This window comes from Tistrella mobilis (assembly GCF_041468085.1).
GTDB classification, from domain to species: Bacteria; Pseudomonadota; Alphaproteobacteria; order Tistrellales; family Tistrellaceae; genus Tistrella; species Tistrella mobilis_A.
In genome coordinates, this window is sequence record NZ_CP121014.1 from 520,153 (window position 1) to 546,374 (window position 26,222).

The window sequence follows — 26,222 nt, forward strand, 5'->3', positions numbered from 1 at the left end:
CAGAACCGGACATAAGCGATGTTATGATGAAGGGTTGCATGTCCCCCGGCATGGAGGATCCTCGGCATTGAGTGCGGGATACGGGCGTGGAGACTCACCCGAACCGAACATGTCCGGCGCTATCCCCGCCAATATCAACATAACCTCAGTACCGTCATCCCGGCGAAGGCCGGGATCCAGGTAGGCGTCCACAACGAAGAACGATGATCATTCGCGAGACCGACACTGTCAGCCATTGCGGATACGGATCCGTCGGCGCCCATCACGCGGAAACGAACCTGGATCCCGGCCTGCGCCGGGATGACGGTAGAAATGCCTTGCGAAAGATGGCCGGCGCAGAACCGGACATAAGCGATGTTATGATGAAGGGTTGCATGTCCCCCGGCATGGAGGATCCTCGGCATTGAGTGCGGGATACGGGCGTGGAGACTCACCCGAACCGAACATGTCCGGCGCTATCCCCGCCAATATCAACATAACCTCAGTACCGTCATCCCGGCGAAGGCCGGGATCCAGGTAGGCGTCCACAACGAAGAACGATGATCATTCGCGAGACCGACACTGTCAGCCATTGCGGATACGGATCCGTCGGCGCCCATCACGCGGAAACGAACCTGGATCCCGGCCTGCGCCGGGATGACGGTAGAGATGTCTTGCGAAAGACGGCCGGGGCAGAACCGGACATAAGCGATGTTATGATGAAGGGTTGCATGTCCCCCGGCATGGAGGATCCTCGGCATTGAGTGCGGGATACGGGCGTGGAGACTCACCCGAACCGAACATGTCCGGCGCTATCCCCGCCAATATCAACATAACCTCAGTACCGTCATCCCGGCGAAGGCCGGGATCCAGGTAGGCGTCCACAACGAAGAACGATGATCATTCGCGAGACCGACACTGTCAGCCATTGCGGATACGGATCCGTCGGTGTCCATCACGCGGAAACGAACCTGGATCCCGGCCTGCGCCGGGATGACGGTAGAGATGTCTTGCGAAAGATGGCCGGCGCAGAACCGGACATAAGCGATGTTATGATGAAGGGTTGCATGTCCCTCGGCATGGAGGATCCCCGGCATTGAGTGCGGGATACGGGCGTGGAGACTCACCTGAACCGAACATGTCCGGCGCTATCCCCGCCAATATCAACATAACCTCAGTACCGTCATCCCGGCGAAGGCCGGGATCCAGGTAGGCGTCCACAACGAAGAACGATGATCATTCGCGAGACCGACACTGTCAGCCATTGCGGATACAGATCCGTCGGCGCCCATCACGCGGAAACGAACCTGGATCCCGGCCTGCGCCGGGATGACGGTAGAGATGTCTTGCGAAAGATGGCCGGCGCAGAACCGGACATAAGCGATGTTATGATGAAGGGTTGCATGTCCCTCGGCATGGAGGATCCCCGGCATTGAGTGCGGGATACGGGCGTGGAGACTCACCTGAACCGAACATGTCCGGCGCTATCCCCGCCAATATCAACATAACCTCAGTACCGTCATCCCGGCGAAGGCCGGGATCCAGGTAGGCGTCCACAACGAAGAACGATGATCATTCGCGAGACCGACACTGTCAGCCATTGCGGATACAGATCCGTCGGTGTCCATCACGCGGAAACGAACCTGGATCCCGGCCTGCGCCGGGATGACGGTAGAGATGTCTTGCGAAAGATGGCCGGCGCAGAACCGGACATAAGCGATGTTATGATGAAGGGTTGCATGTCCCTCGGCATGGAGGATCCCCGGCATTGAGTGCGGGATACGGGCGTGGAGACTCACCTGAACCGAACATGTCCGGCGCTATCCCCGCCAATATCAACATAACCTCAGTACCGTCATCCCGGCGAAGGCCGGGATCCAGGTAGGCGTCCACAACGAAGAACGATGATCATTCGCGAGACCGACACTGTCAGCCATTGCGGATACGGATCCGCCGGTGTCCATCACGCGGAAACGAACCTGGATCCCGGCCTGCGCCGGGATGACGGTAGAAATGCCTTGCGAAAGATGGCCGGCGCAGAACCGGACATAAGCGATGTTATGATGAAGGGTTGCATGTCCCCTGGCATGGAGGATCCATGGACGCCGGCCCCGGGCTGACCGCCCTCCCCCAGCTCGACGACCTGATCGACGCCATCGACAGCGCGGCCGAGGCGGTCGTGCTGTGGGATGCAGACGATCGTCTGGTGTTCTGCAACGACCACTACCGCCGCTTCTTCGGAGAGCCCGACAAGGTGCGGCCGGGGGTGCGCTTCGACGAGCTGGTGGAGATGAACATCGTCTACACCAGCATTTCCGAGATCAGCTTCCTGCCCCAGGGCTGGGACCCCGACCGCTATCGCGAGCGCCGCATCGCCGCGCACCGCACCGCCAGCGACACGTTCATTCAGCTGCGCGATGGCCGCTGGCTGCAATCGCGCGAGCGGCGGACCCGGTCGGGCGGCATCGTCGGCATCTATTCCGACATCACCGAGCGGATGCGCACCGAACTCGCCCTCTCGGCCGCAAAACAGGCGGCGGAGGATGCCAATCTGGCCAAGTCGCGCTTCCTGGCCGCCGCCTCTCATGATCTGCGCCAGCCCCTGCATGCGGTCGGCATCCTGATGTCGGCGCTCTCGGCCCGGCTGACCACCGATCGTCAGCACGCCATCGCCGGCCAGATCAACGACTGCCTTCAGACCGTGACCGGGCTGTTCGATGCCCTGCTCGACATCTCCAGGCTGGATGCCGGGGTGGTGGCGCCGCAGCCGGTCGACCTGCCGCTCGGCCCCCTGCTCCGGGCGCTCGCCCGCGAATTCGAGCCGGCGGCCCGGGCCAAGGGGCTGGGGTTGACCGTGCGACCGGAGGCGGGAGCGGCGGCGGTGCGGAGCGATGCCGCCATGCTGGGGCGGATCCTGCGCAATTTCGTCTCCAACGCCGTCAAATATACCGGCCGCGGCCGGGTGCTGGTCGGCGTGCGCCCGCGCGGGGCGGATCTGCGGATCGACGTCATCGACACCGGTCCGGGTTTCGATGCCGCAGAGGCTCAGGCGGTGTTCCGCGAATTCCACCGGCTGGACGGCGCCATGGCCGAACAGGGCATCGGCCTCGGCCTCGCCATCGCCGACCGTCTGGCCCGGCTGCTCGGCCATCGGATCGAGGTGATGAGCCGGCCGGGCCATGGCAGCCGTTTCTCGCTGATCCTGCCCCGGGCGGCCCATGTCCCGGCCCCGGAACCGGTCGCCGCCGCACCTGCCGTGCCGGCGGGGCTGGCCGGCCGCCGTCTGCTGCTGATCGACGACGACCCCGACATCCGCCGCGCGGCCGCCCAGCTCTTCGACGCCTGGGGCTGCACCGCCGCCTTTGCCGCCGGTGCCCATGATCTGGCCGGGGTTCTGGACGCCATGGACGGCCCGCCGGAGGCGGTGATCGTCGACTATTTCCTGGGCGACGGCTGGACGGGGGCGCGGCTCGCCCCCTGCCTCAGGGCCCGGTTCGGCGATGCGCTGCCGATGGTGATGGTGACCGGCGACACCTCGCCCGAACGGCTGCGCGAGGTGCAGGGGCTGGGCTTTCCGGTGCTGCACAAGCCGCTGAACCCGATGCGGCTGGGGGCGACACTCAGGGCGCTGCTCCCCTCCGCCCCTCCCCAGGTCGCGCCCTCTCAGCCCCGGTAGCGCCGCGCCAGCGCCGCCGCCTCGGCGCGCGAGCCCAGATCCAGGCGCCGCAGCATCTGCGACACCTGGTTCTTGACCGTCTGTTCGGCCAGGCCCAGCCGTTCGGCGATCGCGCGGTTGGGCAGGTCATGGGCCAGAAGTTTCAGGATCTCTCCCTGGCGGCGGGTCAGGCCCAGGGCGCCGCTATCCAGCCGCACCGGATCGGCCGGCTCCGGCTCTTCGGCATCCAGCGCTGCCGGCGGCACATAGACACCGCCGGCCAGCACCAGGCGGAGCGCGCTTTCCAGCACCTCGGATCTCAGCGATTTGGGCAGATAGCCCGCCGCGCCGCTGGCCAGCGCCTTGCGCATGATCGCCGGCTGTTCGTCGGCCGAGACCACCGCCACGGCGACCGAGGGGAAGTGGCGGCGCAGCACGTCCAGCGCCTCCAGCCCCCTGGCACCGGGGATGTTGAGGTCGAGCAGCACCAACCCGATCCCGGGGTCGCGGGTCAGCGCGTCTGCGGCCTCGGTCAGGGTCGCCACCTCGACCACCGCGGTGCCGGGGGCGCAGATTTCCAGCATTTCGCGCAGACCCGAGCGGATCAACGCGTGGTCATCGACGATCATCGCCCGTGTGACGGACATGGCCTCCGGCTCCCGATCATGAACGGTACGGTACCAATGTACCGGGCATCGATGACGGTTCGGCTGTCATGCCGATCCGCAGCCTCCGGCCCTTCCCGGCCGGTCGATGCAGGCTCATGCATGCAGGCATGCGGTACGTGGCGTTGCCGTATGGTCAAGCCTGCGACAACAGAACCGACACATTCCGGGTCTAAGGTCGCGACCGTCATCCACCGGCACCAGAGGATGCGGACCACATGGCGACGATCGACATCTGCGGGATCACCAAGAATTTCGGACGCACCGAGGTTCTGAAACGGGTCGATCTGGACATACGCGACGGTGAGTTTCTGACCCTGGTCGGGCCGTCGGGCTGCGGCAAATCCACCCTGCTCAGGATCATCGCCGGGCTGGATAGCCAGACCGCCGGCGAGATCCGCATCGCAGGTGCGGCCGTCGACCATCTGCGTGCCCGCGATCGCGACCTCGCCATGGTCTTTCAATCCTATGCGCTCTATCCGCATCTGACGGTGGCGGAAAACATCGCCGTGCCGCTCAGCATGCGCCGGCTGAACGCCGCGCGGCGCCTGCCGCTGCTGGGCCCACTGCTGCCGGGAACCCGCCGCATCACGGCAGAGATCAAGGCCGAGGTGATGGCGACCGCCGCCATGCTCGGCATCGGCCATCTGCTGGCCCGCCGGCCCGGCCAGCTCTCGGGCGGGCAGCGCCAGCGGGTCGCGCTGGGCCGGGCGATGGTCCGCCATCCCCGCGCCTTCCTGATGGACGAGCCGCTCTCCAATCTGGATGCCAAGATGCGGGTGCATATGCGGGCGGAAATCGCCCGGCTGCATCGCCGGCTGGGCGCCACCTTCATCTATGTCACCCATGATCAGGCCGAGGCGATGACCATGTCGGACCGGCTGGCGGTGATGATGGACGGCCGCATCCTCCAGCTCGACACCCCCGATGCGGTCTATGACGACCCGGCCGACATCCGCGTGGCGGAATTCATCGGCAGCCCGCGGATCAACATCGTCACCACCCGCCTTGCCCCCAGCGGCCGGCTGATGCTGGGCGAGAAGCTGCTGGCGCTCCGCCCCTCCACCCCCGGCGTCACGCCCGGCACCGAAATCCGGCTGGGCTTTCGCCCCGAACATGCCGACCTCACCGACCCGGCACGGGCGGCCCTGCGCGGCCGGGTTTCCCTGCTCGAAAACCTGGGCTCGGACCTGCTGGTGCATCTGGAGCTGGACGATGCGGCCGGCGGCGGCATGGCGGTGGTGCGGCTGGATCCCGCCCGCGGCCGCCCGGCGGAGGGCGAGATCTGCGGCATCGCCATGGGGCCGAAGCCGCTGGCCTTCGGCACCGACGGCGCCCGGCTGCCGCTTGCCGCGGCATCGGCGGCGGAGATGGCCCATGTCTGATCAGGCCCTGCATCTTTCCGCCGCCGGCCCGGCCCCGCGAAGCCGGGCCGCCGCCCGCGCCGACCGGCTGCGCGCCATGACCGCCTGGGCGCTCTCGGCCCCCGCCGTGATCCTGATGGCCCTGCTGCTGATCGGCCCGGTGATCGGGGTGGTGGCGCTGTCGCTCACCGATTATCAGCTGGGCGCCGCCACCCTGTCCTATATCGGCCTCGACAACTATGCCGAGATGTTCGGCGACCGGGTCTTTCACACCGCGCTGATCAACACGCTGCTTTATGTCGCGGTGGTGGTGCCGGGCTCGGTCTTCCTGGGGCTCGGCATCGCGCTGCTGATCGAATCCGGCACCAGCGGCCGGGCGCTCTATCGCGCGATCTATTTCCTGCCGGTGATGGCGACGCTGATCGCCATGGCGATCGTGTGGGAATTCATGCTCCACCCGCAATTCGGGCTGATCAACCTGGCCCTCGGCCGGATCGGCATCCCGGCGCAGAACTGGTTGACCGACGGGGATCTGGCGCTGTGGGTGCTGGCCGCCATCGGCATCTGGCAGGCGGTCGGCTTCAACATGGTGCTGTTCATGGCGGGGCTGGTCTCGATCCCGCGCTTTCTCTACGACGCGGCCGAGATGGACGGGGTGCCCGGCGCCTGGGCGCGCTTCCGCCTGGTCACCTGGCCGATGCTGGGGCCGGTCACCCTTTTCGTGGTGGTCATCACCTCGATCCGGTCTTTCCAGGTGTTCGACACGGTGCATGTGCTGACCAAGGGCGGGCCCAACAAGGCGACCGAGGTGCTGCTCTACACCATGTATGCCGAGGGGTTCGAATTCTTCCGCTCGGGCTATGCCGCCGCGGTCACCGTGGTTTTCCTGGGCTTCGTGCTGGCACTGACGCTGGTCAAGATCGGCGTCCTGGACCGGAAGGTGCACTATTCATGACCCGCCGCCCCGCCGCTCGTCATCTGCTTCCTGCCGCTCTGCGCCATCTGGTCCTGGGCCTGGGGGCGGTGATCATGCTCGCCCCCTTCGTGTGGATGGTCTCCACCTCGCTCAAGCCCGCCGCCGAGATCTTCCTGGATCATATCCGGCTCTGGCCGCACCAGCTGGCGGCGGCAGAAAACTACACCACCGCCGTCACCAGGGTGCCGCTGCTGCGCTTCATGCTGAACGGGCTGATCGTCACGGTGACGATCTTCGTGATCCAGGTCGCGGTCGCCCTGCCCGCCGCCTATGCGCTGGCCAAGCTGCGCTTTCGGGGCCGCGGGCTGATCTTCGGGGCGATCCTGTTCTGCCTGCTCATCCCCCCGCATGCGATCGCGGTGCCGGTCTTCCTGCTCTTCCACCAGCTGGGCATCCTGAACAGCTATGCCGCCATGGTGGTGCCCTTCACCATCTCGGTCTTCGGCATCTTCCTGATGCGCCAGTTCTTCCTGACCGTCCCCGACGATCTGATCGATGCCGCCCGCATGGACGGCTATGGCGAATTCGCCATCGTCTGGCGGGTGATGCTGCCCACCGCCATCCCCGCGATCACCGCCTTCGGCATCTTCTCGATCGTCGCGCACTGGAACGATTATTTCTGGCCGCTGATCGTGGTCAACGATCAGCACCTGCTGACCCCGCCGCTCGGGGTGGTCGCCTTCCGCAACCAGGAAGCCGGCAGTGATTTCGGCCCGCTGATGGCCGCGGCCACGCTGATCATCGCGCCGCTGGTGATCGCCTTCCTCTTCGCCCAGCGCCGGTTCATCGAGGGCATCACCCTGACCGGCATGAAGTAGCCCTGCCCTTACGGCCTTCCCCCTCACGGCCGTCCCCCCCTCACGGCCTTCCCCCTTACGACCTTCCACCTGTCCAGAGAGGACGCACCCCATGTTCCGGACGCTGCTCACCGCGTCGGCGATCGCCGTCGCGACCGCTGCCGCACTGCCCGCCGCCGCCGCCCAGCCGGTGGAACTGGTCATCCAGTACCCCTATGGCGAGCTGTTCAACGAGACCCACACCCGGATCCGCGAGGCCTTCGCGAAGATCCATCCCGAAATCACCCTCACCTACCGCACCCCTTATGCGGAGTACGAGGAAGGCACCCAGAAGATCCTGCGCGAGGCGGTGACCAACCAGCTGCCCGACGTGACCTATCAGGGTCTGAACCGGGTGCGGATCATGGTCGATCGCGGCATCGCCCGGCCGCTCGACGGCTACATCGCCGCGGAGAAGGATTTCGAGGCCGAAGGCTTCCATCAGGCGATGTACGACATCGGCACCCAGAACGGCCATGTCTACGCCCTGCCCTTCGCGATTTCGCTGCCGATCACCTACTGGAACCTGGATCTGGTGCGCAAGGCCGGCGGCGACCCCGCCAGCCTGCCGACCAGCTGGGACGGCGTGATCGACATGGCGAAAAAGATCGACGCCCTCGGCCCCGATGTGAACGGCATCAGCTATGTCTGGGACATCACCGGCAACTGGCTGTGGCAGGCCCCGGTCTTCGCCCATGGCGGCACCATGCTGACCGCCGACGAAACCAAAGTCGCCTTCGACGGCGCGGAAGGCAAATTCGCCATGCACACCATCGCCCGGATGGTGACCGAGGCGCATATGCCGAACCTGGCCCAGGCCGATGCCCGCGCGACCTTCGCCGCCGGCAAAACCGGCATCTACGTCACCTCGACCTCGGACCTGACCAAAACCACCAACATGATCGCCGGCAAGTTCGAGCTGAAGACCCATGTCTTCCCCGACGTGACGCCCGGCACCGGCCGCCTGCCCGCCGGCGGCAATGTGGTGATGATCGTCTCCAAAGACGACGCGAAGCTGGACGCGGCCTGGCAGTACGTGAAGTTCGTCACCGGCCCCGAAGGTGCCGCGATCATGGCCCGCACCACCGGCTACATGCCGCCCAACAAGAAGGCCAACGAGGTCCATCTGAAGGATTTCTACGTCCAGAACCCCAACCACTATACCGCCGTCAGCCAGCTGCCGATCCTGACCAAATGGTACGCCTTCCCGGGTGAGAACGGCCTGAAGATCACCGATGTGATCAAGGATCACCTGAACTCGGTCGTCACCGGCGCCCGCGCGGCCGAACCCGATGCGGTGCTGGTCGACATGGCCCGCGACGTGCAGCGCCTGCTGCCGAAGAAGTGATGCCGATGAAGCTCATCCATCTGACCGACACCCATTTCGTCCGCCCGGGGGAGAGGCTTTACGGCCTCGACCCCAGGGCCCGGCTGGATGCCTGCATCGCCGACATCAACCGCAACCACGGCGATGCAAGCCTGGCGGTGATCACCGGCGACCTCACCCATTACGGCGACCGGGCGGCCTTCACCGGCCTGCGCGACGCGCTGGCGGCGCTGACCGTGCCGGTGCGGCTGCTGCTCGGCAATCACGACACGGTCGAGACCTTCCGCGAGGTCTTCCCCGAGGTGCCTGTGGATGCCGAAGGCCGGGTTCAGGGCGTGGAGGATACCGAGGCCGGCCGGCTGATCTTCCTCGACACCAACATGGCCGGCACCCATGCCGGCTGGTACGACCGGCCCCGCCTGGACTGGCTGGCCGCCCGCCTCGCCGAGGCGCCCGAGGGGCCGGTCTATCTGTTCATGCACCACCCGCCCTTCGCGCTCGGCATCGCCTCCATGGATCGGATCGGCCTGATCCGCCCGGATGATTTCGAGGCCTGCATCGCCCCGTACCGGGCGCGGATCCGCCACATCTTCTTCGGCCATGTCCACCGGCCGGTCTCGGGCTCGTGGCGCGGCATCCCCTTCTCGACGCTGCGCGCCACCAACCACCAGGTCTGGATGGATCTGGCGGCGCCCGAGATCCGGGTCAGCCACGAACCCCCGGCCTATGCGGTGGTGCTGCTCTCCGCCGACCAGACCATCGTCCACACCCACGACTTCCTGGATGCCGGCCCGGTCACCGACCTGACCGACATCGCCGGCAGCTTCTGGGACGAACAGGCCCGGCGGGCGGAGATGGCGGAAGCCTGACCGTTCCGACGGAAACGCGGCGCGCCTTCAGCTGAAGGCGCGCCGCGTTCTCATTCGATCGGCATCAGATCCCGTACTGATCTTCTACCGATTATCTAACCGCTCTCCGGCAGGTCCAGGTCCAGCAGCCATGAACTCAGGCTCTTGCCATGCTGGTCGAGACGGAGTGAGCGGGTCACCCCGCCCCCGAGGGCATGGTGGAGGACGAAGTTGAGAGCCCCCAGAGCCGGCAGGCGGTAGCGGTCCACCGGGCCGTCGATGATGCCGGCGAAATGGGCGGCCACACGGTCGGCCGTCAGCCAGGCATCGAGGCGCGGGAAGTCGGCCGGGTCGTAGACGATCACCGAGACGGTCGAGGTGTCGCCCTTGTCGCCCGTGCGGGAATGGGCGATGTCGTAAAGTTTCATGGCCACGTTCCTCAGGCCTCGAAATGGCGCAGCGTCGCGCGGACGCAGCTGCGCGGCAGATAGGTGGAGCCGACGCCGATGATCTCGCGGCAGGACTTCATCACCCCGCCGCCGCCGGCCGGGCCGTTGGTGTACAGGGTTTCGACCTCGTCGCCGATCCGTTTCGCCGCAGCCGCGGTGGCCGTGCGGCCGATCACCCGGGCGCGAACCTCGGCAGGGTCGGCCCGCCCCCCGGCCGCCGCCGCCCCGTGCAGGGCGTCGACGCCGATCAGGTCGAAGCGCAATTCATCTGCCTCAAGGCCGGTGAGACGCAGCCGCCCGGCCACGATGTCGAGCGCCAGCCGCCCGCGGGCGACCGCGCCGGGGCCGGCATAGGAGATCTGGCCCTCGCCGAAATGGCCGTCGGCATAGCCGACCGACACCTTCAGCGCCGCGGGCCGCGGCCAGCCGGCGGCCCCTGCCACCAGCACCCGGTCGGGGCCGTCCTGGGTGAAGGTGACGCCCGAGAAATCGGCCACCACATCGGGGGTGACATATCGCGCCGGATCGAAGACTTCATAGAGCAGCTGCTCGGTGCAGGTCGCAGGATCGATGCGCCCGCCCGACCCTGCGACCTTGGTGATCAGGGCGGTGCCGTCCCCGGCCACCTCGGCGATGGGAAAGCCCAGACGCTCCAGCCCCGGCACGTCGCGACGTCCGGGATCGGCGAAATAGCCGCCGGTGATCTGGCCGGCGCATTCCAGCAGATGCCCCACCGCCGTCGCCCGGCCAAGATGCGTCCAGTCGTCGGGCGCCCAGCCGAATTCATGGACGAGCGGCGCCACGAACAGCGAAGGGTCGGCGACCCGGCCGGTGATCACCACATCGGCACCGGCCGCGAGGGCTTCGATCATCGGTTCGGCGCCGAGATAGGCATTGGCCGAGATCACCCGGGTGCCCAGATCCTGAAGCGAGACACCGGTCTCTTCCAACCGGGTTCGGGACGGATCCAGCAGATGCAGGACGTCGTCGCCTTCCACCGCCACCACCTTCAGGCCGCGAAGGCCCAGATCGCGGGCGATGCGCACCACCGCTTCCGCCGCGGCGACCGGGTTGGCCGCCCCCATATTGGACAGGATGCGCACGCCATTGGCCCGGGCCACCGGCAGCACGGCCCGCATGCGCGCATCGAGCAGCGGATCATAGCCCTGCGCCGGATCGTGGCGGCGGGCCTGCTGGGCAAGCGCGATGGTCCGCTCGGCCAGGCATTCGAACATCAGGTACTGCACGTCGCCATGCGCGGCGATTTCGACGGCAGGTTCTATGCGGTCGCCGGCATATCCGGCACCGGCGCCCAGTCTCACCCGCTTCAAAGGATGGTCCTCCGTCACTTCTGTCCGGCCGGGGCAGATCGGGCCGCCGCCGGCCGGGGCCGCGATCAACCCGCAGCCGCCTGCGCGCGGGCGAAGCTGCCGCCGGGAATGGCGGCAAGCAGTTCGCGCGTGTAATTCTCCCGCGGGCGGAGGAAGACCTCGTCCACCGCCCCGTGTTCCACCAGCCGGCCCCGCTGCATCACCGCGATCCGGTCCGAGATCGCCGCCGCGATGCGCAGGTCGTGGGTAATGAAGACCATGGCGAAGCCCAGTCGCTTCTGCAGATCGTCGATCAGCTCCAGCACCTGCGCCTGCACCGAGACGTCGAGCGCGGATACCGCCTCGTCGGCCACGATCACCTCGGGCTCCATCGCCAGTGCCCGGGCGATGCAGATGCGCTGGCGCTGCCCGCCCGAGAATTCATGTGGATAGCGGTCGAGCGCATCGGGTTTGAGCCCGACCATCTCCACCAGACCGGCCGCGCGGCTCATGGCCTCGGCCTTCGGGGTGCCGTGCTGCAACGGCCCCTCGATCAGCGTGTCGCGGATCCGCCGGCGCGGGTTCAGCGAGCGGTACGGATCCTGAAAGATCATCTGTACGCCGCGGCGATAGGCCTGAAGCTCACGCCCGCGAAAGCCGGCGATGTCGCGGCCGCGATAGAGGATGCGGCCGCCGGTCGGCGTGTTGAACCCGGTGAGGCAGCGGCCGACGGTCGACTTCCCGGAGCCACTTTCCCCCACCACGCCCAGCGTCTCGCCCTCACCCAGGACGAAAGAGACATCGTCCACCGCCCTGACCGCACGGCCGCCGCCGAACAGGCTGCGGCCGCCATAGACCAGTTCCAGCGCCTCCACCTCGATCAGCGGAGCGCTGCGGGCCAGCGGCTCCGCCTTGACCGCGCCCTGGGGCACGGCGTCCAGCAGCATCCGGGTATAGGGATGCCGTGGCGCCGCCAGCACCTCGGCGGCAGGCCCCTGCTCCACCACCTCTCCGTGCCGCATCACCAGAACCCGGTCGGCGATGTCGTGGACGACGCCGAAATCATGGGTGATGAACAGCACCGCGCTGTGATGCCTGTCCTGCAGCTCACGCAGCAGGCGCAGGATCTGCGCCTGAGTGGTGATGTCGAGCGCGGTGGTCGGCTCGTCGGCGATGATCAGGGCCGGCTCCAGCGCCAGCGCCATGGCGATCATCACCCGCTGGCGCTGGCCCCCCGACATCTGGTGCGGATAGGCGCCGACCATCCGTTCCGGATCCGGCAGGCGGACGTCCCGGACAAGCTCCAGCACCCGGTCGCGCACCGCGGCAGCCGGCATGGCCGGCCGGTGAACACGGATCACTTCACCGATCTGGGCGCCGACGGTCATCAGCGGGTTGAGGGCGGTCATCGGTTCCTGGAAGATCATCGCCATCCGGTCGCCGCGCAATTCGCGCATCCGGGCCGGGGTGGCCGCGATCAGATCCTCGCCCTCCAGTTCGATCGCGCCGCTTTCGACGGTCAGCGTCCCCGGCGGCAGCAGCCCCATCACCGCCGAGGCGGTGACCGACTTGCCCGACCCGCTTTCGCCAACGATGCAGACGATTTCCTGCGGTCCGATATCGAGGTCGAGCCCCCGGACGGCATGGGTTCTGTCGCCTCCCCTGGGCAGGGCGACGGCAAGATTGCGGATCGACAGCACCGGAGAGGCCGTACCGGCGGCTTTGGCGATGGTCATGGGATCAGCTCCTCCGGCCGGCGAGCTTGGGGTCGAGCTGGTCACGCAGACCATCGCCCAGGATGTTGACCGACAGCACCGTCACCGCCAGAAACCCGCCGGCGAAGAAGATGGTCCAGGGCGCCTGCTGGAAGTGGTTGCGCCCTTCGGCCAGGATGTTGCCCCAGGTCGGCACGTCGGGCGGATAGCCGACACCCAGGAAGCCCAGCACGGCTTCGACCAGAATGGCGGAGGCGAAGATGTAGGTTGCCTGCACGGTCAGCGGCGCCACGCAATTGGGCAGCACATGGCGCAGCAGAACCAGCCAGCGCGGCACGCCGAGGCCGAGCGCGGCCTCGACATAGGGTTCCTCGCGCACGCTCAGCACCACGCTGCGCACCAGACGCACCACCCGCGGAATGTCGGGAAAGGCGATCGCGATCACCACCGACACGAAGCTGGCGCCGAACAGCGAGACCATCGCCACCGCAAGCAGGATGGAGGGGATGGCCATGATGCCGTCCATGATCCGCATCAGCACCGCATCGAGCAGACGGGTGGCGCCGGCCAGCAGGCCCAGCACGGTGCCGATACCGACGGCGACGACGCAGACCACCAGCCCCAGGAACAGCGACACCCGGCCACCATGAAGCACACGGGAAAAGAGATCGCGGCCAAGCGCATCGGTGCCGAACCAGTAGGTCGCATCCGGCGCCTTCAGCCGGAAACGCGGTTTCATGATCGTGGGATCGAAACCGGTGAGATGCGGGGCGAGGATCGCGGCCAGGACCATCAGGGCGACGATGGCAAGGCCCAGAAGAACCGGCCGGCTGGCGAGCACGCGCCGGGCGGTCGGAGACAGGGCAAGGGACATGGCGGCCATCCGGTCAGTAGCGGATCCGGGGATCGATCAGGATATAGGCGATGTCGATCAACAGGTTGATCGAGACATAGGCCAGCGAGAAGAAGATGATCACCCCCTGCACGACGGGGTAGTCGCGGGCCAGGATCGCATCGATGGTCAGCCGGCCGACACCCGGCAGGTTGAACACGCTTTCGGTCACCACCACGCCGCTGATCAGCATGCCGATGCCGATGCCGATCACGGTGACGATCGGGATCGCCGCATTGCGCAGGGCATGCTTCCACAGGATCACCCGCTCGGGTACACCCTTGGCGCGGGCGGTGCGGACGAAATCCTCGCTCAGGATTTCAAGAATGCTGGCGCGGGCGACCCGGGCGATCAGCGACATGAAGAACACCGACAGCGTCAGGGTCGGCAGCACCAGATGGCGCAGGCTGCCCCAAGGGTCGTCGAAGGGGCTGACATAGCCCTGCACCGGCAGCAGGTCGAGCCAGAGCGAGAAGCACAGGATGAAGATATAGGCGAGCACGAAGCCCGGGATCGAGAAGCCCAGCACCGAGAACAGCATCAGCAGGCGGTCGGCCCACGAATTGTGACGGCGGGCGGCGATCACGCCCATGGGGACCGCGAGCGCGACCGTGACGATGATCGAGGCGGTCGCCAGAACCAGGGTCGGCTCCAGCCGGCCGACGATCTCGCCGATCACGCTCTGATGCGAGGCGATCGAGACCCCGAAATCGCCGCGCAGCAGGTCGAAAATCCAGATGCCGTACTGGTGTGGCAGGGATTTGTCGAGGCCGAGCTGCGCCGTGATCGCGGCGATGACCTCGGGGCTCGCCAGGTCGCCGGCGAGCACGGTGGCGGGGTCGCCGGTCAGCCTCACCAGGAGGAAGACCAGTGTCACCACCACCAGAACCACCGGCACCGACATGGCGAGCCGGAGTGCGATCAGGCGCAGCATCGATGCTCTCCGCTCAGTGCTTGGCGATGCCCCAGTACACCTGAACGGGCGAGTCGATCAGCGGATCGACGCCTGTCCGGTGTGCCGAGACATTGGCATAGGTGCCGAGCGGGATGTAGAAGACCAGCTCGTAGGCCCGCGCCTGGATGGCGGCGGCAAGGCGCTTCTTCTCGGCCGGATCCGATGCGGCCGCGAACGCGTCCTTGAGCCCGGCCAGCGTCTCGTCCGCCGACCAGCCGACATAGCCGTCGGGCCCGCGGGTGTCGAGATTCAGGTTGGACAGCGGCGAGGTCAGGTCGAGCATGTTCCAGCTGCCATAGGCGACGCTCCAGCCGCCCTGATCCACCGGATCCTTCTTGTTGCGGCGCTGCAGGAAGGTCGCCCAGTCCATCGACTGCATCTCGACGGTCATGCCGATCTGGCGCAGGGCCTGCACCGTCATCGGTGCCACCGCCGACAGCGAGGCGAGGTCGGTCGGGTGCAGAACGACGACCTTCTCGCCCTTGTAGCCGGCTTCCTTCAGCAACGCCTTCGCGCCTGCGTAATCCGGCGTGACGGCGGTCTGTATGGCGCCGTCTTCGGTGGCGAGGGGTGTGCCGCAACCGAACATGGCGCCGCAGATGGTGTAGAGGTCGGGATCGCCGATCTGCGCATCCATGAAATCGGTCTGCGAGACCGCATGAAGCACGGCCTGGCGCACCTTCACATTGTCGAAGGGCGGCTGCAGCCAGTTCAGCCGCATGGTCGGCACATTGCTCGACTTCAGCTTCTGCACCTCGACACCATCGACACCGGTCAGCTGCCCGACGGTATCGGCATAGATGTTCTCAAGGATGTCGACCTCGCCCTTGGTCAGGGCATTGGCTGCGGTCTGCTGATCGGGGAAGCTCAGATACTCGACCCGATCGACCCTGGCGATCTTGCCGCCGGCCAGGCCCGATGCCGGCTCGTCTCGCGGAACATAGGCCTCGTTCCGCACATAGACCGCCTTGACCCCCGGCTGGAATTCGTCGACGACGAAACGGAACGGGCCGGAGCCGATGTAATCGCGGATCTGCTCGGTGGGCGAGGTTTCCGCGATGCGCTTCGGCATGATGAACGGCACCAGTGAACTCGGCTTGGCGAGTGCGTCGATGACGGCGCCGAAAGGTTCGGCCAGAACCAGACGGAAGGTCCGGTCGTCCACCGCCACGAATTCCTTCGCCGCCTTCATCATCCGGATGCCGGTCAGGTCGCGGGCGGCCCAGCGGCGGACGGAGGCGACGGCATCCTCGGCGGTGACCGGCGCGCCATCGTGAAAGGCCAGCCCGTCGCGCAGGGTGAAGGTATAGGTCATGCCGTCATCGCTGACCGACCACTCTTTCACCATCTGCGGCTGCGGCTCGAAATTCGCATCCACGGCAAACAGCGTATCGTAGATGAAATAGCCGTGATTGCGGGTGATGTAGGCGGTGGTGGTGATCGGGTCCAGCATCTTCAGGGCCGCATGGCCCACCACCTTCAGTGTGGTCGTCTCCTGCGCCGATACCTGAAGCGGCGCACCGAGAGACCCCAGCAGGCCAAGTCCTGCCAGGACTCCGGTCAATCCGGCGTTGATTTTCATGATACGGACTCCCTGTGCATTCCGTCGATGAGCCACCCGGGGGATGTTTTTTGTCGGGCGATATTATTGGCCGCCTCGTCATTGCCGTCTTCGGCCGGCCTCCTCCACCGGTCCGGGGCAATAAATCCTTGTACCATGGCGTTTCTTGAGCGCTAAATTTGGAAAATGACATCATTCATACGGATATCGGTATGAATTTGAATCTGCGACAGCTGCGCGCCTTCGCCGCCGGGGCCCGGGCCGGTTCCTTCTCGGAAGCGGCGCGGACCATCAACCTCACCCAGCCGGGCTATTCGCTGATCATCCGCCAGCTGGAGGAGGAGGTCGGCATGAAGCTGTTCGATCGCACCACCCGGCGGCTGGCGCTGACCCCGGCGGGGCAGGAATTCGCCCTCAGGGTCGACAAGATCCTGGCCGATCTCGACAATGCATGCCGCGATCTGGAGGATCTGCGTCTGCGGCGGCGCGGTAAGGTCACGATCGCGGTGCTGCCCTCCACCGCATCGACCTTCGTGCCCAAAGTGGTGCAGATGCTGGCGCGCGATCATCCGGGGCTGTCGGTCTCGATCCTTGAGCGCCTGGCCGCCCCCCTGATCCAGAGCGTTACGACCGGCGAGGCCGATTTCGGCTTCGGCATCAGCCTGGGTGCCGACGAGGAGCTGCGGTTCACGCCCATGGTCCAGGACCGGCTGGTGGGGCTGTTCCCGGCCGGCGACGCGTTGGCGGAGGGCGCAGCCGCACTCGGCTGGCGGCAGCTGATCACCCGCCCCTATGTCTGCTTCGTCGACAACACCAGCCTGCACCATCATGTCGACCGCGCCGCGCGGGAAAGCGGGCTGGCGCTGAACGTGGTCAGCGAGGTGACCTACATGACTACGGCGGTCAGCCTGGTGCAGGCCGGCATCGGCTTCACCATCCTGCCCGAGCTGGCATTGGGCAGCCTGAACCTCGATGGGGTGATCATCCGCCCGGTGATCGACCCGCCGGCCGTGCGCAGCATCGGCACCATCACCCGGGCCGGCCGGGTGAAGAGTCCGGCAACGCTCGCCGCCCTGGACGCCCTGGAACGCATCTGCCGGGAACAGTCGGGCAGTCTGCTTCCCGGCGGCCTTTCATAAGCCGGACATTCATAACGTTTCCTGGGGGAATGATGTTCAAGTCCAAATGACCCGGTCAGAATCCGGCATGCTATCGTGATGTCCGGCCGCAGACGCCCACCGCAGCCTGATGCTGTGCAGAAACCAGAGGGCGCCGGCAAGGAGGCAGAGCGATGGACAGGACCCGTCAGGACGGCGGCTGGCAACAGACCGCCGGTACCCGGTTCACCTGCGAGAAGACCCCCGCCCACGGGCACCGGGGTATGGTGGTCACCAACCACCCGCTGGCATCGGCCGCGGCGGTGGAGATTCTGGCCGGCGGCGGCAATGCGGTCGATGCGACCATTGCCGCCCTGTTCACCCTGTCGGTGGTCGAACCGATGATGGTGGGCATCTTCGGTGGCGGCACGGCGCTGATCCGGCTGGCCGACGGCCGCGAGGCGGTGATCGACGGCCTGGCGCGTGCACCGGCCGGCGCCGCGCCCGACAGCTACACCCCCGTTTCCGACAGCTGGCCCGACTATATGGAAACCGAAGGCCGCGCCAATGCCGTGGGGGCGAGCGCGGTGGCGGTGCCCGGCAATCTGAAGGCCTGGTGCGAGGCGCTTGAACGCTTCGGCAGGCTGGATCTTGCAACCGTCACCGAGGCGGCGATCCGCCACGCCGATCGCGGCTTCCGCGCCACGCCCTATCTCTGCAACTGCATCGAGGGCACGGCCGCGGATCTGGTCCGGGATCCGGAAATCTCCGCGATCTTCGCTCCCGGCGGCCGGCCGTTGAAGCCGGGCGATCTGGTCCGCCAGGGCGCCTATGCCGATACGCTGCGGCTGATCGCGCGGGAAGGCGCCATGGCCTTGCATGGCGGCGGGCTGGGTGCGCATGTCGGCGAAGAACTGACCCGCGCCGGCTCGTTCCTGCGCACAACCGATCTGATCGATTACCGGACGGTGGAGCGGGTACCGGTGAGGGGCAGTTATCGCGGCTGGGAAATCGTCGGCACCCCGCCGCCCTGTTCGGGTGGCGTACACATCGTGCAGATGCTGAACCTTCTGGAAGGCTTCGACGTCGCCGGCACCGGCTTCGGCACGGCGGACGGAATTCATCTTCTGCTGGAGGTGCTGAAGATCGCGGCCTCCGACCGCCGCGCCTCCACCGCCGATCCGGCCTATGTCGACGTGCCGGTCGAGCGGCTGATATCCAAGGCCTATGCTGATCTGCGCCGGCCCGAAATCCTGGCCGACCGGGCCAATGTCTTCCCGCCCCGGGTGATTTCGACCGAAAGCGCCAACACCACCCATGTCACCATTGCCGATGGCGACGGCAACATCGTCACCTCCACCCAGACCATCAACAGCCTGTTCGGTGCCCGGCTGATCATCCCCGGCACCGGCATCATCCCCAACAACTATATGTATCTGTTCGATCCGCATCCGGGCCACGCCCTGTCGCTGGAGCCGGGCAAGCGGATCACCAGCACCCAGGCGCCGCTGATCCTGTGTCGCGACGGCCGGCCGGTGCATGCGCTGGGCCTGCCCGGCGGCCCCAGGCTCTACGGTTCGGCCATGCAGGCGGTGGTCAACCTGATCGACCATGGCATGACGCTTCAGGAAGCGGTTGAAGCGCCGCGGGTCTGGACTCAGGGCCAGGACGCCGAGATCGAGACCGCCATCCCCGAAACCGTGCGCAACCGGTTGGCCGCCATGGGCCACGACGTCCGTCCGGTCGGGCATGTGGCCGGCGGCATGTGCGCGATCAGTTTCGAGGCGGACGGCAGGATGACCGGTGCTGCCTGCTGGCGGGCCGACGGCACGCCGATCGCCATTGGCGGCGGCCTCGCCCGCGAGGGCACGGAGTTCTGGCCCGACTATCGCCGCAGCGCCGGCCGCTGACGGCCCGCACCCGAGCCGCCCGTTCCCCTATCCCTGCCTCTTGCATGTCCCTGGATGGAGATATCCCCTTGTCCCAGGATCTCGTCGCCCTCTCCGCGGTTGAAGCGGTCCGCCTGCTGCGCCGGGGCGAAATCACCCCCCTCGACCTGATCGACGCCGCCGAGGCCCGGACCCGGGCCGTCGACGGCGCGATCAACGCCCTGCCGATCCGCTGTTTCGATCAGGCGCGGGACGCGGCCGCGTCACTCAACCCTCTGACCGCCCGGCGCGAGGCCGGCTGGCTGGCCGGCCTGCCAATCGCGGTCAAGGATCTGAGCGATGTCGAAGGCGTTCGCACCACCATGGGCGGCTCGCCGATCTTCAAGGACAGGATCGCGACCAGTTCCAGCTACGAGGTTCGCAACCTGCTGGCCAACGGCGCCCTGCCGGTGGCCAAGGCGACCTCGCCCGAATTCGGCTTCAATGCCACCACCTACAGCCAGCTTTTCGGCTATACCCGCAATCCCTGGAACACGGCGCTTTCCACCGCAGGCTCCTCGGGCGGCTCGGCGGCGGCACTCGCGACCGGCGAGGTCTGGCTTGCCACCGGTTCGGATCTCGGCGCCAGCATCCGCGCGCCTGCCGCCTTCTGCGGAGTGGTGGGGCTGCGACCCGGCCCCGGCCTGGTGCCGCGCGGCCCCGCCACCTATTCCTCCACGCTTCTGCCGGTGAACGGCCCCATGGCGCGCAGCGTCGCCGATGTGGCCCTGATGCTGGATGCCATGGTCGGCCATCAGCCGGGCGATCCGCTATCCTTCCCCCCGGCGGTGCCAAGCTATCAGACCGGTCTCGACCAGGATCCGGCACGGCTGCGGGTGGGCGTGTCCACCGATCTCGGCATCACCCGCTGCGACGGCGAGATTGCCGGGCTGATTCGCAATGCAGGTCGGATCTTCGAAGGCATGGGCGCCGATGTCGACGAAGGCTGCCCGGATTTTGCCGGCGCGATCGAGATTTTCCACACCATCCGCGGCACCGGCCATATCGCCGGCATGGGCAAGTTGATCGAAAGCCACCGCGAACTGCTGACACCCGAAATCCTGTGGAGTGTCGAAACCGCCCGCAAGCACGACGCCGATGCGATCGCCACCGCGGAACGTGAGCGCTCGGCCCTCTATGCCCGGGTCGCCGCCTTTTTCGAAACCTATGACCTGCTGATCTGCCCCTCGACCGTGGTGCCGCCGTTCCCGGTCGAATGGACCACGGTCCGCGAGCACGAGGGCCATGTCTTCGAACGCTATATCGACTGGATCGCGATCACCTTCGCCATCACCTTGACCGGCTGCCCGGCCATATCGGTGCCCTGCGGCTTCACCGCCGAAGGCCTGCCGGTCGGCGTGCAGATCGTCGGCCGCCCCCGCGGCGAACATGCGCTGCTGCAGGCGGCCGCCGCCTTCGAGCGTGCCGCGGCACTGGGCCGGCTGACGCCGATCGATCCGCGCCAGCCCTGATCGCCGCCATGGAAGCGGAAGGTCCCGGCCATCCGCTTCCAGCCTGCCCGCTCAATGCTCTCTCCCGGCAGCTCAATGCGCCGCCAGCAGCGTGCCGAAACCCTCCACCCGGTCCATGATCCCGGCCCGGCGCAGCGCATGCCAGTAGAGCGCGGTGTTGACCGCGATCACCGGCTTGTCGAGCCAGAATTCGGCCACGGCCGCCAGCCGCGCCATCGGCAGATTGGTGCCCAGCTGGACGATCGCCTCCACGGCGGGATCGTTCAGGCGGATCAGCGCGTCGCGGATGACCCGCGGTGACAGATCGGCCATTTCGACCGGCCCCGGTGCCTGCACGCCGCCCACGGCGACGACCTCGAAGCCCAGCCCTTCGAAGAAGCGGATGACCTTGTCCTCCCCGGCCTTCTGATAGGGGGTCAGCACCGCCAGACGGCGGATGTCGCCATGGGCGCGGATGGCAGGGCCGAAGGCGTCCGAGGCGAGCGTCACATCGATCCCTCCCGACCTGGCCGCCAGCTCTGCCGCCAGCCGCGCCGAGGCCTCGGGGCCGTCCCAGAAGGTTTCGGCCGACATGCCCATGATCAGCGCATGGGGCCGGCAGGTCATCACCCGGTCGACCGCTGCCATCAGCTCCGCCTGCACCTGGTCCATCAGCGCGGCGAAATCGGCCTCGGTGGTCAGCGGCCGGTCGGGGATGTGGATGCGCGACACATGGTTGCTCACCCCGCCCGGCCGCATGCGCGCGAATTCCGTCTGAACCACCGTGTTGGTCGACGGCACCATCACGCCGAATTTCAGCCGGCGTCCCTCCTGCTCGAACATCTCCGCTCCTCTCTCCCCGACGGTGCCCGATCGGGACACCTCATGACGCCCCTTGCGCGGCACGTCGTCCCGGCTATGCTACACGGAAAGTTTGTCTGGACAAATATGTGATCTGCGACGACCATTCAGCCGATCACCCCTGCCGCCGGAGACCGTCCTTGTCCCAATCCGCACGCCGCAGCCTGCTGTTCGCCCCCGCGACGCGCCCGGAAATTTTCGCCAAGGCCCTGGCCTCGGGCGCCGACCTGGTCTGTGTCGACCTGGAAGACGCGGTCGCACCCGAGCTGAAACAGGCCGCCCGCCCGGCCGGCTTCGACTTCCTGCGCGCCGCCGCAGGTGACGGCACCGGCGGGCCCGAACGGATCCTGCGCATCAACGGGCTGAAGACCATCGCCGGGCTGCGTGACCTGTCGGCCCTGGCCGATGCCGGCATCGCCGCCGGCATGGTGATGCTGCCGAAGGTGGAAAGCGCGGACGAGCTGCGCATCGCCGATGCGGTGCTGACCGAAGCCGGCAGCGCGCTGAAGCTTGCGGCCCTGGTCGAAAGCGTGCGCGGGATCGAGGCGGCACATGCCATCGCCGGCGCCACGCCGCGGCTCGACCTGATGATGTTCGGCGGCGCCGATCTTGCAGCCGAACTCGGCACCCAGGTGGCGGCCGAGCCGATGGCTTATGCCCGCGCTCGGCTGGTTCAGGCCGCACGCGGCGCCGGCATCGATCTGATCGACGTGCCGGCGCTGGATTTCCGCAACCCGGATGCCGTGGCCGAAGACGCAGCCCGCGCCCGCGCGCTGGGCTTCACCGGCAAGGCCGCGCTGCACCCCGCCAATGTTGCGGTGGTCAATGCCGCCTTCACCCCGGCCGAAGCCGAGATCGCCTGGGCGTGCCGGGTGATCGAGGCCTTCGACGCCTCGGCCGGCGGCGTCGCGGTGCTCGACGGCAAGCTGATCGAAAAGCCGGTGGTCGCGGCCCAGCGCCGGGTGCTGTCGCGCGCCCGGGCCGCCGGCCTGCTCGCCGCCTGATCCGCCTTTCCTACCAGACCAGCCTGACCCCCAGAGACAAGAACGGGAGACCTCCCCCATGGTGCAGACCCACGTGGCCGTCGGCGAGAACCGCTATCGCGAGAGCTTCGGCCGCTATTTCGAGGATTTCAGCGTCGGTGACATCTACGAGCACCGCCCGAAGCGGACCATCACCCAGAACGACAACATCTGGTTCACCCTGCTGACCATGAACACCCATCCGATGCATTTCGACGAGGAGTTCGCCAAACACTCCGAATTCGGCCAGTGCATCGTGTGCTCGCCCTTCACCGTCGCCCTGCTGGTCGGCATGAGCGTCACCGATGTCAGCCAGAAGGCGATCGCCAATCTGGGCTGGAAAGAGATCAAGCTGACCCATCCGGTCTTCGCCGGCGACACGCTGGAGGCGGAATCCGAGGTGCTGGACAAGCGCGAGAGCAAGTCGCGCCCCAATGCCGGCATCGTCACCGTGCGCACGCGGGGCATGAACCAGCACGGCAAGGTGGTCTGCGAATTCGACCGCACCATGCTGATCGCGAAAAAAGGTTACGACGTGGAAGAAAAGGCCGGTTACTGACCGGTTTCGCATCCCCCCAAGTCGACCCGCCGGTGACCACCCGTCATTCGGGAACACGAAGGACGTATCATTGGATACGTCCTTCGTCGCATCTATGACACCGGAAGAACATCGGTCGATGATGCGCAGGCAGACTAGCATCCATCTGTCGCAGCCCTGCGATCTTCGCGGGGCCTCCCAGATCATGGATGTCCAGGATGCAGGAAGTCGACACCACCTTCCGGGCCGGTTTCGTGCCGCCCGCCATCGTCCCGCCGCTGCTGCCCGCGATCGAGGAGCACATCGCCCGCTGGCGCGATGACGGCCGCCTGGACGGGCTGCTGCGCCTGACGGCCGAAGAACTCCTCACCCTTTGCCGCGACGACCTGCCGGCCGATTATCTGCGCTTCCTGAGCGAGGCGGGGGCGGGGCCGCTACCGGTCGACGGGCTGACAATATTCTGCGGCACGCTCGACTTCGACGAGGTCTACGGGCGCGAGGATGGCCGCCGCCATGCGATCTTCGCCACCGACGGCAGCGGCGCCTGCTACGCCTTCGACCGGCGGGACGGGCTGGCCGTGGTCCGCATTCCCGCCACGGGGGAGCCCGTCAGCCGCGTGGCCGCGGATCTGACGGGTTTTCTGACCGCCCTTCTGGATTGATCCAACAGCCTTATCGACTGATTGTTTGTCAGCGGCCGCGGGTCGCGCTAGGCTATCCTCTTCCGTCTTGCCGCACCCCTGATGATGCGGCAGACCGGATCGGGCCGACCGGCCCCGGGGGGAGGATCGCGCGATGACCGATGATGCCGGACTGCGCGGCGTCCGGACATTGATCCTGGATGCCGGCCCCCATGCCAGCAGCTCGGGGCGCCTGATCCGCCATCTGGCTGCGGAAGAGGGCGATGCCCGGGTACTCCGCCTCAGCGGCACGCATGAAGACATGCTCTCAAGGGTCTGCCGGGCCGTAACCACCACCCCGGGTGTGGTCGTCTGCGGCCATAATCTGGGCGCGGCCCTGGCGCTGCATCTGGCAGACCGTCCGGTCGCGGAAGCCGTGGGTGGCCTGCTGCTGCTGGCCCCGGCCGATGTCGAGCAGCGCCCCGGGCTTGAAGATCACGGCCCCCTGCCCCGCGGCCCGCTGCCCTTCCCCACCATCATCGCCGCCCGGCCGGGGGATCCCTGGATGGATGCGGCCCGGCTGAAACGGCTGGCGCTCTGCTGGTGCGCGGAACGGGTGGAGCTTGGCGGCGACGACGACCGGCCGGTGCTGCGCCGCCTGCTGCGGCGGCTGCTGCTCAGGGTACGCGTCGAACGCGACGGGCCGGTCACCTCCGGCCGGCCGCCGCTGATGGCTGAAGACGGCCCGCCCGCCCTTGGCTGGCTGATGTGATCAGGCGAGGCCCCGCCCGGATCAGATTCCGACCGGTCCGGTGAAGTGGCGGGTGTTCCGCCCGATCGCCGCCCGCGCCGCCTTCAGCTCAGCCTTCGCCACCGTCTGCAGATGCACCTCGTCGGGCCCGTCCAGCACCCTGAGTGCCCGGCCCCAGGTCCAGAGCCCCGCGAGCGGGGTGTCGGGCGACAGGCCCGCGGCCCCGAAGACCTGCATCGCCCGGTCCAGCACCCGGGTCTGCAGCCGCGCGCTTGCGACCTTGATCGCAGAGACCGCCGTGCGCGCCGCGGCATTGCCCTTCACGTCCATCAGCCAGGCCGCCTGCATCACCAGCAGCCGGCACTGATCGATCTCGATCCGGCTTTCGGCGATCCATTCGCGGATATTGGCGCGATCGGCCAGCGGCGCGCCGCCGATCCGCCGTTCCAGCGCCCGCTCGGTCATCAGTTCCAGGGCCAGTTCACACTGCCCGATGGACCGCATGGCATGGTGCACCCGTCCCGGCCCCAGCCGGGCCTGGGCGATGGCGAACGCCTCCCCTTCGGCCCCGATCAGGTTGTCGGCCGGCACCCGGACATTGCGGAACACGATCTCGCCATGGCCGTCGGCCGCATGCGCGCCCATCAGCGTGATGTCGCGCACGATCTTCACGCCCGGCGCGTCGATCGGCACGATCACGAAGGAATGCCGCCGGTGGCGCTCCACCAGCCCCTCGGGATCCGAGACACCGAAAACGATGGCAAACGTCAGATGCGGATGGCGGGTGCCGGTGATGAACCATTTCCGCCCCTCGACCACATAGTCGTCACCATCCCGGCGGATGGTGGTCGCCAGCGAGGTGGGGTCGGAGGACGGCGCATCCGGCTCCGACATGCAGAACACCGACCGGATCTCTCCCAGGAGCAGCGGATCCAGCCAGCGCGCCTTCTGCGCCGCCGTGCCGAACAGCTGGAGCAGTTCCATGTTGCCGCTGTCGGGGGCGGCGCAGTTGAACACCTCCGACGCCCAGGGCACCCGGCCCATGATCTCGGCCAGCGGCGCGTATTCGGCGTTCGACAGCCTGACCCCCGGCTGGTCGTCGGCAAGCGACGGCAGGAACAGGTTCCACAACCCGGCCTCCCAGGCCCGCGCCTTCAGCCGCTCGATCACCTCCGTCGGGTGGCCTCCCTCCAGAAAGGTGCGCGTCACAGCCCCATGGGCCGGCAGGATGTAGTGGTCCATGAAATCCGTCAGCCGCTGGCGCAACGCCTCGACATGGGGCGGATGGTCGAACTGCATATTGTTGTTCTTTCTGTCTGCCGGACCTGGACTGATATAATTCATACGTTCGTTTGAATTGAAGATGGCACAGCACCCGACCACGGTCAAGGCATGGCGGCCATGCCGGCGCGGCCGATTCCG

22 protein-coding genes are annotated in these 26,222 nt (G+C 67.2%); 13 read left to right on the top strand and 9 right to left on the bottom strand.

Annotation, left to right across the window (positions count from 1 at the left end; all coding sequences use genetic code 11):
• Positions 1–2,077: 2,077 nt before the first annotated feature.
• Complete coding sequence (locus tag P7L68_RS02025; protein WP_371998766.1) at positions 2,078–3,655, top strand: ATP-binding protein; 1,578 nt, start codon at positions 2,078–2,080, stop codon at positions 3,653–3,655.
• Here the strand turns inward: P7L68_RS02025 and P7L68_RS02030 are convergent.
• Positions 3,643–4,281: a response regulator gene (locus tag P7L68_RS02030; protein ID WP_371998767.1), complete on the bottom strand. Its 639-nt coding sequence runs from the start codon at positions 4,279–4,281 to the stop codon at positions 3,643–3,645. The genes P7L68_RS02025 and P7L68_RS02030 overlap by 13 nt on opposite strands.
• A 236-nt stretch (positions 4,282–4,517) precedes the next feature.
• On the opposite strand from P7L68_RS02030, the gene P7L68_RS02035 reads away from it, so the two are divergent.
• The 5 genes from P7L68_RS02035 (at position 4,518) to P7L68_RS02055 (ending at position 9,671) form a co-directional block, all read left to right on the top strand.
• Positions 4,518–5,684, top strand: a complete 1,167-nt coding sequence (locus P7L68_RS02035) for an ABC transporter ATP-binding protein (RefSeq protein WP_371998768.1) — start codon at positions 4,518–4,520, stop codon at positions 5,682–5,684.
• On the top strand, positions 5,677–6,618 hold the full coding sequence (locus tag P7L68_RS02040) for a carbohydrate ABC transporter permease (protein WP_371998769.1): 942 nt from the start codon (positions 5,677–5,679) through the stop codon (positions 6,616–6,618). Before P7L68_RS02035 ends, P7L68_RS02040 begins: the two co-directional genes overlap by 8 nt.
• Positions 6,615–7,457, top strand: a complete 843-nt coding sequence (locus P7L68_RS02045; protein WP_371998770.1) for a carbohydrate ABC transporter permease — start codon at positions 6,615–6,617, stop codon at positions 7,455–7,457. The genes P7L68_RS02040 and P7L68_RS02045 overlap by 4 nt, the downstream gene beginning before the upstream one ends.
• A 91-nt stretch (positions 7,458–7,548) precedes the next feature.
• Positions 7,549–8,823, top strand: a complete 1,275-nt coding sequence (locus tag P7L68_RS02050; RefSeq protein ID WP_371998771.1) for an ABC transporter substrate-binding protein — start codon at positions 7,549–7,551, stop codon at positions 8,821–8,823.
• A gap of 5 nt (positions 8,824–8,828) precedes the next feature.
• Entirely contained in the window at positions 8,829–9,671 is an 843-nt protein-coding gene (locus P7L68_RS02055; protein ID WP_371998772.1) for a phosphodiesterase, read from the top strand.
• 95 nt (positions 9,672–9,766) lie between these two features.
• Here P7L68_RS02055 and P7L68_RS02060 read toward each other — a convergent pair whose 3' ends face one another.
• The 6 genes from P7L68_RS02060 to P7L68_RS02085 all read right to left on the bottom strand — a co-directional run bounded on the left by P7L68_RS02060 (position 9,767) and on the right by P7L68_RS02085 (position 16,553).
• Positions 9,767–10,078 carry a hypothetical protein gene (locus P7L68_RS02060; protein WP_371998773.1) on the bottom strand — a complete coding sequence of 104 codons (312 nt, stop codon included), beginning with the start codon at positions 10,076–10,078 and terminating at the stop codon, positions 9,767–9,769.
• 11 nt (positions 10,079–10,089) lie between these two features.
• Positions 10,090–11,430: an acyclic terpene utilization AtuA family protein gene (locus P7L68_RS02065; protein WP_371998774.1), complete on the bottom strand. Its 1,341-nt coding sequence runs from the start codon at positions 11,428–11,430 to the stop codon at positions 10,090–10,092.
• Positions 11,431–11,495: 65 nt separating this feature from the next.
• Positions 11,496–13,145, bottom strand: a complete 1,650-nt coding sequence (locus P7L68_RS02070) for an ABC transporter ATP-binding protein (protein ID WP_371998775.1) — start codon at positions 13,143–13,145, stop codon at positions 11,496–11,498.
• A 4-nt stretch (positions 13,146–13,149) separates the two neighbouring features.
• On the bottom strand, positions 13,150–14,007 hold the full coding sequence (locus P7L68_RS02075) for an ABC transporter permease (protein ID WP_371998776.1): 858 nt from the start codon (positions 14,005–14,007) through the stop codon (positions 13,150–13,152).
• 4 nt (positions 14,008–14,011) lie between these two features.
• Complete coding sequence (locus P7L68_RS02080) at positions 14,012–14,950, bottom strand: ABC transporter permease (protein WP_371998777.1); 939 nt, start codon at positions 14,948–14,950, stop codon at positions 14,012–14,014.
• A gap of 13 nt (positions 14,951–14,963) precedes the next feature.
• Positions 14,964–16,553, bottom strand: a complete 1,590-nt coding sequence (locus tag P7L68_RS02085) for an ABC transporter substrate-binding protein (protein ID WP_371998778.1) — start codon at positions 16,551–16,553, stop codon at positions 14,964–14,966.
• A 191-nt stretch (positions 16,554–16,744) separates the two neighbouring features.
• Here P7L68_RS02085 and P7L68_RS02090 point away from each other — a divergent pair, with 191 nt between their 5' ends.
• The 3 genes from P7L68_RS02090 (at position 16,745) to P7L68_RS02100 (ending at position 21,029) form a co-directional block, all read left to right on the top strand.
• Positions 16,745–17,671, top strand: a complete 927-nt coding sequence (locus tag P7L68_RS02090; protein WP_371998779.1) for a LysR substrate-binding domain-containing protein — start codon at positions 16,745–16,747, stop codon at positions 17,669–17,671.
• 152 nt (positions 17,672–17,823) lie between these two features.
• Positions 17,824–19,539, top strand: a complete 1,716-nt coding sequence (gene ggt, locus P7L68_RS02095) for a gamma-glutamyltransferase (protein ID WP_371998780.1) — start codon at positions 17,824–17,826, stop codon at positions 19,537–19,539.
• A gap of 68 nt (positions 19,540–19,607) precedes the next feature.
• Entirely contained in the window at positions 19,608–21,029 is a 1,422-nt protein-coding gene (locus P7L68_RS02100) for an amidase (RefSeq protein WP_371998781.1), read from the top strand.
• A gap of 72 nt (positions 21,030–21,101) precedes the next feature.
• Here the strand turns inward: P7L68_RS02100 and P7L68_RS02105 are convergent, their stop codons facing one another.
• Positions 21,102–21,851, bottom strand: a complete 750-nt coding sequence (locus P7L68_RS02105; protein WP_371998782.1) for an arylmalonate decarboxylase — start codon at positions 21,849–21,851, stop codon at positions 21,102–21,104.
• A gap of 158 nt (positions 21,852–22,009) precedes the next feature.
• Here P7L68_RS02105 and P7L68_RS02110 point away from each other — a divergent pair, with 158 nt between their 5' ends.
• From P7L68_RS02110 to P7L68_RS02125, 4 genes are all read left to right on the top strand, one after another.
• On the top strand, positions 22,010–22,873 hold the full coding sequence (locus P7L68_RS02110) for a CoA ester lyase (protein WP_371998783.1): 864 nt from the start codon (positions 22,010–22,012) through the stop codon (positions 22,871–22,873).
• A gap of 58 nt (positions 22,874–22,931) precedes the next feature.
• Positions 22,932–23,450 (top strand): MaoC family dehydratase, encoded by a 519-nt coding sequence (locus P7L68_RS02115; RefSeq protein WP_014753148.1) that lies wholly within the window; start codon positions 22,932–22,934, stop codon positions 23,448–23,450.
• Between the two features lie 197 nt (positions 23,451–23,647).
• Positions 23,648–24,091 carry a hypothetical protein gene (locus P7L68_RS02120; protein WP_371998784.1) on the top strand — a complete coding sequence of 148 codons (444 nt, stop codon included), beginning with the start codon at positions 23,648–23,650 and terminating at the stop codon, positions 24,089–24,091.
• A 133-nt stretch (positions 24,092–24,224) separates the two neighbouring features.
• Positions 24,225–24,821, top strand: a complete 597-nt coding sequence (locus P7L68_RS02125) for an alpha/beta hydrolase (RefSeq protein WP_371998785.1) — start codon at positions 24,225–24,227, stop codon at positions 24,819–24,821.
• Positions 24,822–24,842: 21 nt separating this feature from the next.
• Here the strand turns inward: P7L68_RS02125 and P7L68_RS02130 are convergent, their stop codons facing one another.
• The gene (locus tag P7L68_RS02130; protein ID WP_371998786.1) at positions 24,843–26,099 is read right to left on the bottom strand and encodes an acyl-CoA dehydrogenase family protein; all 1,257 of its coding nucleotides are present in this window, start codon (positions 26,097–26,099) and stop codon (positions 24,843–24,845) included.
• Between the last annotated feature and the right edge of the window lie 123 nt (positions 26,100–26,222).

Coding starts and splice junctions, on each gene's coding strand:
- P7L68_RS02025 (WP_371998766.1), top strand. CDS start 2,078: ATGGACGCCGGCCCCGGGCTGACCGCCCTCCCCCAGCTCGACGACCTG.
- P7L68_RS02030 (WP_371998767.1), bottom strand. CDS start 4,281: ATGTCCGTCACACGGGCGATGATCGTCGATGACCACGCGTTGATCCGC.
- P7L68_RS02035 (WP_371998768.1), top strand. CDS start 4,518: ATGGCGACGATCGACATCTGCGGGATCACCAAGAATTTCGGACGCACC.
- P7L68_RS02040 (WP_371998769.1), top strand. CDS start 5,677: ATGTCTGATCAGGCCCTGCATCTTTCCGCCGCCGGCCCGGCCCCGCGA.
- P7L68_RS02045 (WP_371998770.1), top strand. CDS start 6,615: ATGACCCGCCGCCCCGCCGCTCGTCATCTGCTTCCTGCCGCTCTGCGC.
- P7L68_RS02050 (WP_371998771.1), top strand. CDS start 7,549: ATGTTCCGGACGCTGCTCACCGCGTCGGCGATCGCCGTCGCGACCGCT.
- P7L68_RS02055 (WP_371998772.1), top strand. CDS start 8,829: ATGAAGCTCATCCATCTGACCGACACCCATTTCGTCCGCCCGGGGGAG.
- P7L68_RS02060 (WP_371998773.1), bottom strand. CDS start 10,078: ATGAAACTTTACGACATCGCCCATTCCCGCACGGGCGACAAGGGCGAC.
- P7L68_RS02070 (WP_371998775.1), bottom strand. CDS start 13,145: ATGACCATCGCCAAAGCCGCCGGTACGGCCTCTCCGGTGCTGTCGATC.
- P7L68_RS02075 (WP_371998776.1), bottom strand. CDS start 14,007: ATGGCCGCCATGTCCCTTGCCCTGTCTCCGACCGCCCGGCGCGTGCTC.
- P7L68_RS02080 (WP_371998777.1), bottom strand. CDS start 14,950: ATGCTGCGCCTGATCGCACTCCGGCTCGCCATGTCGGTGCCGGTGGTT.
- P7L68_RS02085 (WP_371998778.1), bottom strand. CDS start 16,553: ATGAAAATCAACGCCGGATTGACCGGAGTCCTGGCAGGACTTGGCCTG.
- P7L68_RS02090 (WP_371998779.1), top strand. CDS start 16,745: ATGAATTTGAATCTGCGACAGCTGCGCGCCTTCGCCGCCGGGGCCCGG.
- ggt (WP_371998780.1), top strand. CDS start 17,824: ATGGACAGGACCCGTCAGGACGGCGGCTGGCAACAGACCGCCGGTACC.
- P7L68_RS02105 (WP_371998782.1), bottom strand. CDS start 21,851: ATGTTCGAGCAGGAGGGACGCCGGCTGAAATTCGGCGTGATGGTGCCG.
- P7L68_RS02115 (WP_014753148.1), top strand. CDS start 22,932: ATGGTGCAGACCCACGTGGCCGTCGGCGAGAACCGCTATCGCGAGAGC.
- P7L68_RS02120 (WP_371998784.1), top strand. CDS start 23,648: ATGCAGGAAGTCGACACCACCTTCCGGGCCGGTTTCGTGCCGCCCGCC.
- P7L68_RS02125 (WP_371998785.1), top strand. CDS start 24,225: ATGACCGATGATGCCGGACTGCGCGGCGTCCGGACATTGATCCTGGAT.
- P7L68_RS02130 (WP_371998786.1), bottom strand. CDS start 26,099: ATGCAGTTCGACCATCCGCCCCATGTCGAGGCGTTGCGCCAGCGGCTG.